This is a genomic window from Candidatus Defluviilinea gracilis (genome assembly GCA_016716235.1).
Classification (GTDB): Bacteria; Chloroflexota; Anaerolineae; order Anaerolineales; family Villigracilaceae; genus Defluviilinea; species Defluviilinea gracilis.
Map to the genome: position 1 here is coordinate 594,946 of JADJWS010000001.1, position 14,221 is coordinate 609,166.

At 55.1% G+C, this 14,221-nt stretch carries 14 protein-coding genes; 3 read left to right on the forward strand and 11 right to left on the reverse strand.

From position 1 onward, the window contains the following. Nucleotides 1-16: 16 nt before the first annotated feature. The 3 genes from era to IPM31_02805 are packed head-to-tail and all read right to left on the reverse strand — an operon-like array spanning nt 17 to nt 3,452. On the reverse strand, nt 17-937 hold the full coding sequence (era, locus tag IPM31_02795) for a GTPase Era (GenBank protein ID MBK9005901.1): 921 nt from the start codon (nt 935-937) through the stop codon (nt 17-19). Further along, nucleotides 934-2,562, reverse strand: coding sequence for a phospholipid carrier-dependent glycosyltransferase (locus IPM31_02800; GenBank protein ID MBK9005902.1), 1,629 nt, complete (start codon nt 2,560-2,562; stop codon nt 934-936). Before IPM31_02800 ends, era begins: the two co-directional genes overlap by 4 nt. Further along, a complete protein-coding gene (locus tag IPM31_02805; GenBank protein MBK9005903.1) occupies nt 2,559-3,452 on the reverse strand; it encodes a DMT family transporter in 894 nt (297 codons plus the stop codon). Before IPM31_02805 ends, IPM31_02800 begins: the two co-directional genes overlap by 4 nt. A gap of 497 nt (nt 3,453-3,949) precedes the next feature. Between IPM31_02805 and IPM31_02810 the strand changes: the two genes are divergently transcribed. After that, nucleotides 3,950-4,810: a hypothetical protein gene (locus IPM31_02810; protein ID MBK9005904.1), complete on the forward strand. Its 861-nt coding sequence runs from the start codon at nt 3,950-3,952 to the stop codon at nt 4,808-4,810. Further along, complete coding sequence (locus IPM31_02815) at nt 4,810-5,871, forward strand: asparaginase (protein ID MBK9005905.1); 1,062 nt, start codon at nt 4,810-4,812, stop codon at nt 5,869-5,871. Before IPM31_02810 ends, IPM31_02815 begins: the two co-directional genes overlap by 1 nt. Nucleotides 5,872-5,878: 7 nt before the next feature. On the opposite strand, the gene IPM31_02820 is transcribed toward IPM31_02815, so the two are convergent. Continuing rightward, nucleotides 5,879-8,095 (reverse strand): SLC26A/SulP transporter family protein, encoded by a 2,217-nt coding sequence (locus IPM31_02820; GenBank protein MBK9005906.1) that lies wholly within the window; start codon nt 8,093-8,095, stop codon nt 5,879-5,881. 147 nt (nt 8,096-8,242) lie between these two features. On the opposite strand from IPM31_02820, the gene IPM31_02825 reads away from it, so the two are divergent. Continuing rightward, nucleotides 8,243-9,718: a PAS domain S-box protein gene (locus IPM31_02825; protein ID MBK9005907.1), complete on the forward strand. Its 1,476-nt coding sequence runs from the start codon at nt 8,243-8,245 to the stop codon at nt 9,716-9,718. Nucleotides 9,719-9,767: 49 nt separating this feature from the next. Here IPM31_02825 and IPM31_02830 read toward each other — a convergent pair whose 3' ends face one another. The 7 genes from IPM31_02830 to IPM31_02860 form a co-directional block, all read right to left on the reverse strand. Continuing rightward, complete coding sequence (locus tag IPM31_02830) at nt 9,768-10,388, reverse strand: hypothetical protein (protein MBK9005908.1); 621 nt, start codon at nt 10,386-10,388, stop codon at nt 9,768-9,770. A gap of 4 nt (nt 10,389-10,392) precedes the next feature. After that, nucleotides 10,393-11,079, reverse strand: a complete 687-nt coding sequence (locus IPM31_02835) for a haloacid dehalogenase (GenBank protein ID MBK9005909.1) — start codon at nt 11,077-11,079, stop codon at nt 10,393-10,395. Nucleotides 11,080-11,082: 3 nt separating this feature from the next. After that, nucleotides 11,083-11,442: a DUF3467 domain-containing protein gene (locus IPM31_02840; GenBank protein MBK9005910.1), complete on the reverse strand. Its 360-nt coding sequence runs from the start codon at nt 11,440-11,442 to the stop codon at nt 11,083-11,085. A 67-nt stretch (nt 11,443-11,509) separates the two neighbouring features. Then, nucleotides 11,510-11,932, reverse strand: a complete 423-nt coding sequence (gene ssb / locus IPM31_02845) for a single-stranded DNA-binding protein (protein MBK9005911.1) — start codon at nt 11,930-11,932, stop codon at nt 11,510-11,512. A gap of 389 nt (nt 11,933-12,321) precedes the next feature. Next, nucleotides 12,322-12,672, reverse strand: a complete 351-nt coding sequence (locus IPM31_02850; protein MBK9005912.1) for a DUF5615 family PIN-like protein — start codon at nt 12,670-12,672, stop codon at nt 12,322-12,324. Beyond that, complete coding sequence (locus tag IPM31_02855) at nt 12,669-12,914, reverse strand: DUF433 domain-containing protein (GenBank protein ID MBK9005913.1); 246 nt, start codon at nt 12,912-12,914, stop codon at nt 12,669-12,671. The genes IPM31_02850 and IPM31_02855 overlap by 4 nt, the downstream gene beginning before the upstream one ends. Nucleotides 12,915-12,927: 13 nt before the next feature. Beyond that, nucleotides 12,928-14,208: an NAD(P)/FAD-dependent oxidoreductase gene (locus tag IPM31_02860; protein ID MBK9005914.1), complete on the reverse strand. Its 1,281-nt coding sequence runs from the start codon at nt 14,206-14,208 to the stop codon at nt 12,928-12,930. Nucleotides 14,209-14,221: the final 13 nt, after the last annotated feature.

Sequence of the window (14,221 nt, forward strand, 5' to 3'; positions counted from 1 at the left end):
AAAACGTCGCCTGCAATTATTTCCGCTTCTTCTTCTTCCCCATCCGATACCCCAGCCTCTGCAACGCGTTCTCATCGTCGCGCCAATCTTTCAGCACCTTCACGCGCAATTCCAAAAACACGGGTCGTCCGCCCATCGTCTCGATCTCTTTGCGCGCCGCGCTCCCGATAGATTTCAACATCTTGCCGCCTTCGCCGATCACGATCCCCTTTTGCGAATCGCGCTCCACAAAGATCGTCGCGCCGATATACAGCATCCCATTCTCACGCTCTTTGAACTCGTCAATGCGCACGCCCACGCCATGTGGCACTTCCTCGCGCAGTTTATGCAAACACGCCTCGCGGATCAAGTCCGCCGCAATATCGCGCTCATACGAATCGGTGACTTGATCCTCCTCGAACTCAGGCGCGCGAAACGGACTCAACGAAACGAGCAGTTCGATCAACTCATTCAGATTCTGATTCTGCGTGGCGGAAATGGAAACGACCTTCGCGTCTCTCCGCGCCAACGCTTGGTACGCTTCGAGAGTCCGACTCAACGCCTCAGCGGAGACCGAGTCCATTTTGTTCGCGGCAAGCACAAGCGACGTCCGACGCGGGAGTTTGTTGAGGACGAGTCCGATCTGGGCGTCCTCTTCGTTGGGTCTGGCAGAGCCGTCCACCAGCCAGAGGATCACATCCATGCCTTCGAACGCATCTTCGGCTTCGCGGTTCAAAAACTCGCCGAGTTTGTGCCGCGCTTTGTGAATGCCGGGCGTGTCCACGAACACGAGTTGATACTTGTCGCTGGTGAGTATCCCCAACTGACGCTTGCGTGTGGTCTGCGGCTTCGGCGAGACCGCCGCGATCTTCTGCCCCAGCAACGCATTCACCAAAGTAGACTTGCCCACGTTCGGACGACCGATGATCGCAATAAAACCTGTTCTGAAATCGTTCATTTGATTCGCTCGTAGATGCGGATGCTGGGATTCGCTATCGCAACTTGCACCTGCGGCAAATACCACGGCAGGGAATAGCTGAACTCCGCGATGAGATGATAATGCTCGCTCCCACCTGTGGCAAGTTGTTTGAAAAAGTCACATTCATTCGGAAGTTGGTCGCACACATAGGAATCGTTGAAGCGGCTGGCGGTGAAACTGTCCACGATCAGGTAATCCGTTCCGCGCTCAAGCAGTCCCTCTTCGGCTTTGTTGAACTCGTACGGTTTGTCGATGGGAGGCGTGTCCGTTGCGCCCATTTGAATATGAAGCGGGTAGTTATGCTCGCGCTCGAAGAATCCATCGGCATAGTTCGGCGGATAATTCGTATGTTCGAGCGATGTGCCGGGTTGCAGGGTTTTCATAAAATCCGTTGCAGGGATGCGCGCGTCGTTCATGAATAACATCGCGATGCTGACCATCCGCGCGAACGAATAGAACACGACCGCGCCAACGATAACAATGACTGCTGTTGCATAGATCGGTTTTCCAAATTGCTTCACGCGAGTATAAATTTCTGAAACAAAATATGCCGCAAGGATGGCGAGCATGGGCATGAACGTCAATAAATAGCGCGGCTGGTAGTTGTAGGAGATCATCACAGGCAGGTCGAGGAAGAAAATTCCAAGTAACAATATTCCGAAGAAGCCCGCTTGCGATGTGCGGTTTAATTCCTTGCTTCGATATTCGCGTATCACGCGATAGACCGCCCAAATCACGGCGGCGATGAAGAGATAATACAACGCTGTTCCAAGAGTCCCTTGCGCCATCGGGAATTGACCGGTGAGTCCGCGCGCGCTTCCTTCGTGTTGCCCCCACGTTGCCTGCCATTCGAGCGCGGCAAAGACTCGTTTGAAGAAGTACGCCATCCACGTCAACGCTTTGGGTGTGCCGAAGGCAAACCCTAAAAAGGCGAGCGCGCCGCTGATGAACAGCGTCTCGCCGATGGTGAACCAGTCTTTTTTCAGGTTTTTGAATTGCAGAATGAAGTACACCAGAATCAAAGCAGGGATGAATCCGATTCCTGTGTATTTGCTCGATGCCGCCATGCCGACAGCGACGAACGATGCGTACAACCAGCCACGCCGGTCTGTTATCACGTATGTGACCATACCCAGCGTTGATAAGGTGATAAAGAAGACGGTATACGTATCGTTGTGCGCGAAACGCCCATTGAACGAGAGTTCGCTGACGCACAGGAGGAAGAGCCCGCTCAAGCCTGCGAGGGGAATGCTCCCTCCCGCGCGGCGGACGATCATGTACGTCAGGGGAATCGTCGCGCCTGCGAGAACAGCCGAAAGGACGCGCGAAGCGATCAGGATTTCCCCATCCGAATATCCAAGCGCGAGGATGATTCTCCCCAGGAAATACATCGCATACTGTGGCAGGTCGGGGTAGTTGAAGTTGATCTCGCTGAACTTCCACTCGCCGTATAACGCCTTGATCGAGCGGACAACGATCTCATCGGGGTGCCACGGTCCCCATGCAATACCGGGCAAGGTGAACGCAAGGAAAACCAGAAACAACGCGATCGGCAGGAGGGATTCGTATCTTTCCAGAAACGTTTTTTCGGGTTTGGGATTCATTTCGCGGGTTGCGCCTGTCTTGAGGGTTGCCAATTGACCACGGCGAGGCTGAGAATGATCAGCGCCGTGCCAGCCAGCAATTGCCATGAGAGATGTTCGTTCAAGAATATCACACCGAGGATCACACCGCCAACGGGAAAAAGATACGTGACCAGCGTGGCGCGGGTGGGACCCACTTCATGAATTAAATACCAAAGCATCAGGACTGCCAAGCCCGAACCCAGGATGCCCAGCCACAGGATCGAAATCCACGTGAGCGGCAACGATGGGAACTCGAACGGTTTTTCGACAAGCGGACCAACGATCCACATGAAAATGGCGGAGGTGATCAAAGGCATGGCGCCGCGCACGGTGCCTTGAACGTGTTGCGTGAGTTTGCGCGCGAAGACCGCGCTCCCCGCGTAAAAGATGGAGGCGGCGATCACGGCGGCTTGCCCAAGGATCGAACTGCGCGCGCTGGTGAGGAGGTCTTCGCTGAGGAGAACGACCGTCCCTGCAAAGCCGATCAACAAGCCAAGAACTTTTTGCGCGCTCATCTTATCATCGTGCAGAATGAAATGGGCAATGAAGATGGTGAACAACGGAGTGGTGGCGTTGAGGATCGATGCGACAGCCGAATCAATCGTCTGCTCGCCCCACGAGATGAAGAAGATGGGGACGGCAAGGCTGGCAGGTCCAAGCGCGGCAAAGATGAGCCACGTTTTCAGATCGCGGGGCCATTCCACTTTTTGGTAGACGCCAATGGCGACAGCCGTAATGGCGCCGAACAACATGCGGAAGGACGTCAACGCCATGGGACCGATTTCCTGCACGCCGATCTTGATCCATAAAAAGGATGAACTCCAGATCGCGCCGAGGAGGATGAATACGAGCCAGTGTTTTGGTTTCAAGCGAACTCCTTGATGATGCGGGAACGACAAAATTACGATGGAGCAGTTTTGCAAAGTATTACGCGCGGCACATGGTATGGAACGCATACAATTGTACCGACCCGAATCTTGCTATTACGATTCTACCGTTATTAACAGGACAGCCCAAAAACTTTAGCCGCGGATTTCACAAATTCACACGGATTGTTAGATTACCTTACACTGTTAGGACTTACGCAGTTGAACCTGTTGCGCCGTGGTTGCGCGGCGGCGGCGGCACGATTTGCTTGGCAAATCGAACTGCCCGCCAACTGCGTAAGTTCTGACTTTCAAACTCGGGACGCCGGGTCACGCGGAAAACGCAGATTTTCTTTCTTTTGAATCGGCAAAATCGGCGTTCTTCCGCGTCCACCAAGCATTGCGCAAGGTAATCAGACGGCGCGATTGCCCTATAAATCTCGCATGGCAATAGAAAAAAGGTGATGGTAAGATAGACCATCAAACCTACGGGAGCCTGAATGGAATCCATCGGCAAGAACGTCTATATTGAAGAGAAATACCTCGGCGTCACGCTGGGAGTCATCAGCCAGCCGCGCGGGCTGGTATTGATCGACGCGCCACCCTCGCCCGAAGACAGCCGCATGTGGCGCGCCTCGCTCATGGGCATGGGCAACGGACCCGAACGCATGCTCGTCAACCTCGATTCGCACCCCGACCGCACCCTCGGCGCGCGCGCCATGGACTGCACGGTCATCGCCCACGAAAAAACCGCCTTCGCCTTCCGCAACCGCCCCAACACCTTCAAAGCCCAAGGCGAGGAGACGGGCGCAAACTGGGAGTCGATTCCGGGGTTGGGAAGCGTGCGCTGGGCGCCCCCCGAAATTTCCTTTGTCGACCAACTCTCCCTGCACTGGGGCGAAACCCCGATCCACCTGGAGAGCCACGCGGGTCCCACACGCGGGGCGATCTGGGCGGTCCTGCCCTCCGAGCGCATCGTCTTCGTCGGCGACTCGGTGATGAAGAGCCAACCTCCGTTCCTCGCCCATGCCGACCTGCCCGCATGGATCGAATCCCTCAACCTCCTCCTCAGCCCCGCCTACAAAGGCTACGCTGTGGTAAGCGGGCGCGGCGGCATGGTCACATTGCAAAACATCAAAGCGCAGGCAGAAATGCTCAAACGCGTCTACGACAAATTCGACAAACTCGGCAAGAAGCGCGCCCCCATCGCCTCCGCCGATAAACTCGTCGAACAATTCATCAAAGAGTCCAAACCGCCCATCACGCGGAATAAACAATTCGCCCAACGCCTGCGTTACGGGCTGCACCAATACTACATCCGCAACTATCACGCCTCCTCGCGTCATACGATGGATGAATGATGAACGCGCCGCAACCTCTCCTCGAAGTCACGCGCGGCAAGGTTGTCGAAGCCATTCATTTTGGCTCCATCGCGGTTGTTGATTCTCGCGGCAAATTGATCGCATCCTACGGCGACCCTCACAAGGTCGCTTTTTTGCGTTCCAGCGCCAAGCCATTCCAGGCGCTTCCCTTCGTAGAGCATGGCGGCATCGAGCGCTTCGGGTATACCGAGGCTGAGCTTGCCATCTCGTGCGCGTCGCACATCGGCAGCGCCATGCACGCGCAGACCGTCGCCGCGATGCAACAAAAGATCGGCATCCGCGAATCCCAACTACAATGCGGAGCGCACCTACCCGAAGATGCTCCCATGTTCAAGGAATTCATTCTCAGCGGACGCGCCCCCACAGCCAACTTCAACAACTGCTCGGGAAAACACACCACCATGCTGGCATACGCAACCCTGCGGGGCTATGCGCTGGATGATTACCTCGACATCGACCATCCCCTTCAACAGGACATCCTCGCTTCTTTCTCCGATTTATGCCTGATCCCCACCCCCGACATTTCCCTCGGCGTGGATGGATGCTCCGCGCCGAATTTTGCGGTTCCGCTGTTCAATGCCGCGCTCGGCATGGCGCGTTTGTGCGACCCGCGCGCGCTGGCTGAGCCTCGCGCCGCCGCGTGTAAAAAGATCACTACGGCGATGACGGCTCATCCCGAAATGATCAGCGGCTACGGCGAATTCGACCAGCAACTGATGCTGGCGGGAGAGGGAAAGATCGTGTGCAAGCGCGGCGCGGAAGGATTCCAAATTGTCGGCATAATGCCCGGCGCGCTGGGGAGCGATTCCCCGGGCATGGGCATCGCGTTGAAAGTGGCGGATGGCGATGCCTCGCGTATGGGAGGAAATCTTGAATGGCGCAGTCGCGCGCGCCCGGCGGTGATGCTGGAAGCCCTGCGTCAACTGGGTGTCCTCTCCACGAAACAGGAGCAGGCTTTGGCGGCGTTTGGACCCGCGCTCGAGGTCGCGAATCACCGGGGAATCGTCACAGGTCAATCGCGACCGGTGTTTGAATTTTAGACTCGCGTTACTCCATCAACGCTTCGATGATCCGATTGTTATCCGCGATGCGTTCGGCAAGCAGGCGGGCGATCCACTCGTGGAATTGCGCCGCCACCTCCGAGTCTTTCACCTGCATGGTCTTGAGCGATTGAGCGGAGAGACGATAGACAACGCTGGGGCGCGCCGCGATCACCGAGGCGGTGCGTTCTTGTTGAAGATACATGCCCACCTCGCCCACCATTGCGCCGCCGCGAATACTTCGCAGGCGCAGATGTTTATTGTTGGGGAGTTCCAGTTCGATCGTCACCAATCCCGATTCGACAAAGTACATTTCATCGGCGGGGTCGCCCTGTTTGATCAATACCTCACCCTCGCGTAGTTCGCGCCGTTCGAGGTATTGCAACAGGCGGTCTGAGCCCTGGAGGTCGGGGAATACGCGCTTGAGCTGGCTCTCCACTTTTTCGATGAACCCGGTCAGGTCGTTCATGCCCTGCCGCGTAAGGATCTTATTTTCGCACCATTCCACGCCTTCATCGAGGCTGGGCTTGATAACGAAGCTATTGTCGGTGTCGTCTTTCAAGCCGCCCAGTTCGAGGTTCTTCACGATCTCCGGCTTGACTTCCGTCCACACCATGAGGATGTTGTTCGCCTGGATCACCTGTTTCAGGCGGGTAATGCCAAACACAGCGGACGAATCCACATGAGTGACGCGATGAAAGTCGAGCACGATGAAGCCGAGTTTGCATAGGTCTTTCTTGTCGATGCGATGGCGGATCTTCTCCAACACATTTTGGATCGTGCCGAAGAAGAGGAACCCCTGCAGGTTAAGGATGTAAATTTCGTCGCCTTGATCGTGCAGGATATCGCGGTGCAGTTTGGGACGGTCGACCTTGCTGTGATAGATCGAGCCGTTGAGCGCGTTCTTGATCACATCCACGCGGCTGTAGGAAACCACGAACAGGATGGCGGCGATGAATGTGCCGGCGATAATTCCCTCCAGAAAGCCGACAGAGGCAATGATAAAGAGGATGATCCAGACAAGGATGTAATCGATCGTTGGCAGGGCGCGTCGCGCGTCGATCAGCCAATCTACGAGGAAGGAAAGCCCGAGGTAGAGGAGCATTCCGCCTAGCACGGGTTTGGGAAAAAACGAGATGACCGACGCGCCGAAAAATAATGCCGCGCCGCAGATCAACGCGGAAATAATATTAGCAAGACGGGTTTTCGCGCCGAGCCGGTGAGCTAATGAAGACAGGCCGAGTGTCTGATACCCGACCGTACTGCCTCCCAGCCCTCCCAGCAGATTCGCCCAACCCGCGGCTTGAAGTTCGCGGTTGAGGTTGATATCCTGTTTGACGGTCACTTCGAGGGCGCTGGCATTGAGCAGGAGGGCAATCACGCTCAGGATCACGATGGTGAAAATTTTGTCGCCATTGTGCAGGATGGCGGACCAGTCCACCAGTCCGAGAGAAGCGGGGGTGAGGGGTTGGTACAATCCGCCGGAGGGGAAAGGTCCCAAGAGCCAGCCGCGCGCAGATGCCTCTGTGATGGAAATTCCAGAGAGAAAGAGGTAGCCATAAAATAACGCGGTGGCGATCACTAACGCGCCCGGTGTGACCAGGTAGTGGTTCGATTTTCGCAGGACAAGCAACAGAATAACGGCAAAGACGAGTCCGGGAATCCAGCTGAATAAATGACCGGGCGTGAATAATTGCGGAAGGGTGGAATACGAAAGGTTCACGTTGGTCATCACCCCGAACGCGCCGAGGCTTAAGAGCCAGCCGGTGCCCGCGAGGAATCCACCGATGACCGGGTAAGGAATGTAACGCACAAACCAACTTGCCTTGAACCAGGCGATGAGCAGGTATACCGCGCCGGTGAGGATCGATGTGATGGCAATGGCTCCGACTATGGTGACGTATGCCGCCTTTGGCTCTGCCCCTTTCATGCGTAGCGCGATCGACGCGGCAATCAGTGCGAAGATGGCGGCGGGGGTATCTTGCGGCACGCTGATCGCGCCGGGCAATGAAGTGAGCATGGCAACCACAACCCCAACGACAAGCGCGCCGAAGAGCATCAAGCCGATCCCGCCGGCGAGGAATGGGTTGAGGTCGCCGGAGAAGATCAACGCCGCGAGAGAGATTTCCATGCTGATGGTGACAATGGCGGCGATCAGCCCAGCCGTGAGGCTGGGAAGAAGGAGGTTGGGCTGAAATTCCCGCTTGAATTCGCTCAAGTTCATGGATGCGCCTTTTCGGATTTGTTATGTGGGATTAACCGATTTGTGAGTATAGCATGTAATGAGTTTGATTTGCCACAACCATGAGCGGGTGATACAATCTTTGCATCATTTAAGCCTGCTGAAAGGGAATCTGGAAATCGCCGCCCCATGCCAAAGTTAGACCTGATTCTGCTCGCGCTGGACGATTCGCCTGTTTTGAAGTTGATGGATCGCGCGTTGCGCGTTAAATACGAGACGGCGATCGCCAAGGACACCCGCTCACTGGCATTGATCTTGCAGGAGAGCAACCCGGCGCTTTTGTTGGTGGGGGAAAAATTCAGCGGCCGGGATGGAACGCGCATCGCGGATGAATTGCACGAACGGTTCCCAACCCTGCCTGTTTTGCTCTATCTCGATAAACCCAAACTCGAACATGTCAAAGATATTTTCCGCCTTGGGCTGAGCGGGTATCTAGCCCCTCCGCTGAAAACCGTGGAAATTACCGAAATGGTCGAAGCCAGTTTGAGGAACGCAAACCGCACGGGAGACTGGCTCCGCCGCGAGGTGAGACGCACAACCGCCTCGCTCAAAAAACGCGCGCAGATCTCCGAAGCCGAGCACGCGCGACTCGAATCGGTGTTCAATAACATTCACGACAGTGTGATGATCCTCGATTTGGAAAAAAAGATTCTGCTGATCAACCCCGCCATGTGCCGCACATTTGGGTTGGACGCGAAATACGTGGTGGGAAAGCCCGCGCTCGATGTGATCACCCACCCGGACTTGCTTGCGCTTTTCACCCGCAAGAACGGCAACGACCCTTTGAGTTATTATGAAGTGGGGTTCCCGGATGGGCGCGTGGGCAATGCCCAACTGACAACGATTCAAGATGTGGGATACGCCCTGACCATGCAGGATATCACCTACCTGAAGGAAATGGATCGTATGCGCAGTGAGTTTGTTCACACCGTGTCGCACGATCTACGTTCACCGCTCACCTCGGTGATCGGATATACCGAATTGGTCGAACGCGCCGGCGAACTCAATGAACACCAACGGGATTTCCTAAAACGCATCCAGGATAGCGTCCAGCATATCACCGCGCTGATCAACGACCTGCTCGATCTCGGCAGTGTGGAGGCGGGCATGGATACGCGGCGCGAATTTGTGCATCTCGACGCCATTTTGCAATATACCCTGAATATGTTGCAAGGCACGATCAAGACCAAACGCATCAAAGTGCATACTGAGATTACTCCCTCCCTGCCAGCCATCCGCGCCAATCCGATTCGCCTGCGGCAATTGCTGGACAATGTTGTCGGTAACGCCATCAAATATTCGCACCCGGGCGGGGAGGTGAATATCGCCATCCTTGCGGAGGGCGATCAGATCATCCTCAAAGTCTCAGATAACGGACCCGGCATCCCTGTCGAAGACCAGCCGCACATCTTCGATAAGTTCTACCGCGGGAGCAACATTACTGAAAATGTTACCGGTTCCGGGCTGGGTCTTGCCATCGTGAAATCGATCGTGGATGGTCATCAGGGGCGCATTTGGGTGGAGTCTGCCGCAGGCGCGGGCACATCCTTTTTTATTGTCCTGCCGATAAAATCAGACACGCAACCGTTGAGGAAACCCGCATAAAAAATCTCCGTTCACGTTTGACGGAGATTTTTTGATCTTGATCAGGGATTCATTTCTGCGGCAAGCGCGAAAGGATGGAATTCTTCGGCTTGCGCGGTTCATCCGGGGGCTCAACGCCGGTGCGCATGCTTTCCATCTCGGAACTGAATTTCAGCCAATCCTCCACAAGAATAACGAGATGCGGGGTCTTATCTTTGAAGAAAAATCGCGAGAGGAACATCCGCAGGATGATGGGAGAAACCGGGTACCCGTTTAACTCAAGTACCAACGCAGTCTTCGAAGCCAGCGGAGAGAGAACATCCTGCGCCCAGCCAGAGATACCCTTGAGCGGAAACAATTGTCGCATTTCCGTAGTGGTGGTGCGGCGGATGCGCCGGTAGGAAATGTTCATCCGCAGGAACGGGGTGACGAATTTCAAAAAGGCGGGATGCGGCTGAACATACGCCATGAAGCGGATGGCAAAAAAGAAGAGCCCCACAACAATGGCAAGCGCGCCCACCCCGGCAAATACCCGCCATGGAAGCGGATTAAACTCGGCGGCAGGCTTGATGTACTCGCCATAGGCGAGCGCGAACAAACCGAATCCCATAAAGATCATGGCAAACCACCAGCGGCTGACAATATGACGGTAGATGATGAGAGGGTATTTTTTTCCGGGGCGACGCGCCATTCTCTTAATCGTCCTCGTTCAGGTTGATGGACAGCCCGCTCTCATCAGCCTCATTCACTCCGCCGTTCAATTGACCGCTCAACTTGCGGATGGCTTGCGTCAGGTCTTCGCCGCGCAGGGAGAAGGTGACGTCGCCGCGCGTTTTTTCGATGATGCCGCGCGCCAAGTCTGTTTGGCGACGCAAGCCGTTCGTGATCGCGTCGGGGTAGTCGATGGTCACCAGCACGGAGTAGATCTCGTCCATGTAACTGAGCAATCGTTCGGCTTCCTGTGAATACCCCGAGCGGAGAATATCCAGCGTGCGCCTTCGCAATTCGCCAACGACCTCCGCCAGCCCGTTGAGGTAGGTCGAGTTTTCAACGCCAAGTTCCCCCGGCGTTTGAAGCGGTCGGTTCTGAATCAACGCGCAGGTGACGTTGGCTTCCACAAATTCTTTGAGCGCGTCTTGTGTGTATCCCGCATAGTACAAGTCGGGATGATTTGCGAGGTCGGCGCGTAATCGATCCGCCAGTTTGTGCGCTTCGTCGAGGTGTTCTTCCATTTCCTCTTGCGCGCTCCGATGCACCGCGCGGATGGCGAGCGAGCAGGCGCGCGTCAATTGGCGCGTGAGGGCAAGCGCTTCGTCGCGCATCTTCGTGCGGACGTCGAAACTCTTGCGGATTTCGTCGGCGATCTGTTCGAGTTTGTGCATGGGTCATTCTTTCGGCGGTTCGGGCGGGTGCAAATTGCGGAAGAGGTTATCAGCCAGCGTATTACCGCTGGGAATTTTGACCTCGCCGAACGCGGCTTCGTAACGCGCAAGGTTTTCGTTGAGCGCGCGCAGGAGCAGTTTTGCGCTGAGCGGCGTCATCACCACGCGCGCATTGATGTTCGCCGTCGGTTCGCCGGGGATCATGTGACCGAAGTCAATGACGAACTCGGTGGGCGAATGCGAGATGCGCGCCAAATTGGCGTACGCGGGCTCGAGCCCATCTTTCACTTTGAGTTTCGGTCCCGCGGGCTGCGCCAAAATACCTGGGGGCGGCTTCGCGGCTTGAGGATCGGGTGTGGTCATAATGAATAGGGTTTGTCCGCAGTTGTACTGCGGGCTGGATGCAGTGCAACTGCATCCAGAACATGCGCTAGAACGGAATATCATCCTCAGCCGGCATCTCGGCGTGTTCGATGCCGCCAGACATTGGGGCTTCACCGCCGCCATCCGCGCGCGAGAGGAAGCGGACCGTGTTGGCGGTCACTTCGAAGGACGCGCCGGCGGAACCATCCTGCTTGGTCCAGATGCGAGGTCCGCCGGTGGCTTTGTCCGGGGTGAGGCGTCCCTCAATGAGAACCTTCATTCCTTTTTTGACGTACTGGTTGCACGTTTCAGCCGTCTTCCCCCACGTGGAAATGCGGAACCAGATCGTTTCTTTCACCTGTTCGCCGTTGCCTGTGGTGTACTGTCGGTTCGTGGCAACCGAAAACGATGTGACCGCCTGACCCGAAGGCGTGTAACGCATTTCAGGGTCCTTGCCGACGTTGCCTGCGATGATGAGGGTGTGATACATGGGAAAATCTCCTTGTGTTGAGGTACCCGCCGAATCCGCGGCGGGGAAAATAGACAATTCGTATTGTACTCCAACCTGATTTAATGACATAGAGAATAGGCGCGAGAATCTTAACGCGAATTACGCAAATCGGGCGAATTCTGAGAAAAACAATTTTTGCTTTTTCGCGGAATTCGCAGTAAAGCCTTAAACAGATTGAATCACAGAGGAGATGAAGGGTCACGAAGAAGAGCGAGCAAAAAAGAAAACTTTTGTGCGCCTTTGGGTTACATGTTCCCGCCAGAAACGAGAGAGCTAGATTTATTTGCGCTTTAGCCCGGAGTTTTTTATGTGAGCATCATCCTTGCCGCGCGCCGTCCGATCTCCACCGCGAAATTCCTGCCGCGAAATCATCGGATGCGATATTTATTCTGATCCACGATCACAAGAGATTGGTTCAACGCATCTTCTTCAAGGGTGTTCAACAATTGTTCCAGCACATGATGGACTTGTTCGGCGTTGCGCGGACGCATCTTTGCCACAATGATGCCCTTGTGAGTTTTCGGGGGATAATGCCTGATGTTGCTGAAATCCATGTCAATGGTAATTAAAACGCGCTCATGCTTGATTGCATAAGCGAGTACATCTTCATCTGGTTTCCCTGCCAAGCCTGTCTCTTGGGCGGTGTGCACATCATGCCCCCGCGAACGAAGCAGGTCAACGGTTACTTTGTAGACACATTCATCGGCTAGGAACTTCATGCCGCAAGTGGTTTTTCATCCACAAAATGGATGTCTTCGCCTTCGACGACCGCGCGCGCATATTGAAGACAAGCCTTGATGTCCTCGTCTGTCAATTGCGGGTAATAGTCCTCAATCACCTGTTGGAACGTCAAACCATCCTCGATCAATTCGAGAACCATCGTCACAGGGATGCGAGTTCCGCGAATGCAAGGTTTGCCGCCGAGAATTCCAGGGTCAACAGCAATGCGGTTTGTGGTCATGGCGATATTATACTCACTTTCCAAACATCATCCTCGCCGCCCGTCTCCCGATCTCCACCGCGAAGTTCGTGCCGCGATCCCAGGGGTAGACCTGGCTCATCGAAGCGAAATACAATCCCTCGATGGGCGTTTGAATGGCGGGGATATTTTTTGAATGATTCACTAGCGGCACGGGCTGGGCGTAATTCGTTTTGTTCACCCACACTTTCTTCACCCAATCTTTTTCAAACGCGGGATTGATCCGTTTGAAGGCGGGCATGAATCGCTCCAATAACTCTTCATCGCTCAACAAAAAATATTCGTGACCCAATTCGAGATAATCGCCCGCATAAATGATGTGATCGCCGCCGAAATGATCCTTTGAAACAAAGTTCGTATGCTCCACCAGCGCGAGCAATGGGAAGCCCGCTTCTTTGGGGAGGCTGAACCAGTAATAGCCCTGTTCCGATAGCCGATGTTTGAGTGACAACACCATCACCACCGCGCCCATCGACTTCAACTCAAGCAGTCCCTTCAAATAATGTTCAGGAAGATCGGGGCACATCTTTGCCATGAGAGATGGGGAGGTGGTGACCAACACTTTATCGAACGACTCGACATCCACGTTCAATCCGCCCGACGCCTGATTCTGTTTAATGAACTTGATCGGCGCCCCCAGCCGAATCTCCACGCCCATCGCGCGCAGTTTCTCCGCAAACGAGTCTGCGAATTGTTGAAAGCCGCCCTCGAACGTTCCCAGCCTCGTCGTCCGCGCTTTGATGCGCGCCCACATCCACGCCATGTTGACATCCTTATAAAACGGGCCGAACTTACCAACGAGCAACGGCTTCCACATCTGCTCGTAGACTTGCTTGCCCGCCCATTTCAACATCCACTCATCGGCGGTCACTTGTTCCAGCGCGCGCCAGTTGTTCGTGAGGCGAAGAAACAGCCCGACGAATCCGAAGCGGATCTTGTTGAGTCCAAATCCAAGCCCGGGAAAGCGAAGCGCGTTGAGGATCGAGTCGAACGGATAGAAATTTCCGTTGAAGTACATCACCGTCAACGGGCGCGGGAAGATCACTTTGCTCGACAAGCCCAATTCTTCTATCAACCCCATCATCGAAGCGTCCGACTGAAACCAGTGATGATAGAACTTCTCGACCGACCAATCCCAATGCGGCTCTTTGAATCCGCTCGCCAGCCCGCCGACATAAGTTGCCGATTCAAAAACGGTGACTTCGTGCCCTGCTTTTCTCAAATCATACGCGGCGGCAAGCCCGCCATACCCCGCTCCGATAATTGCGATTTTCATTGATTCTCCACGT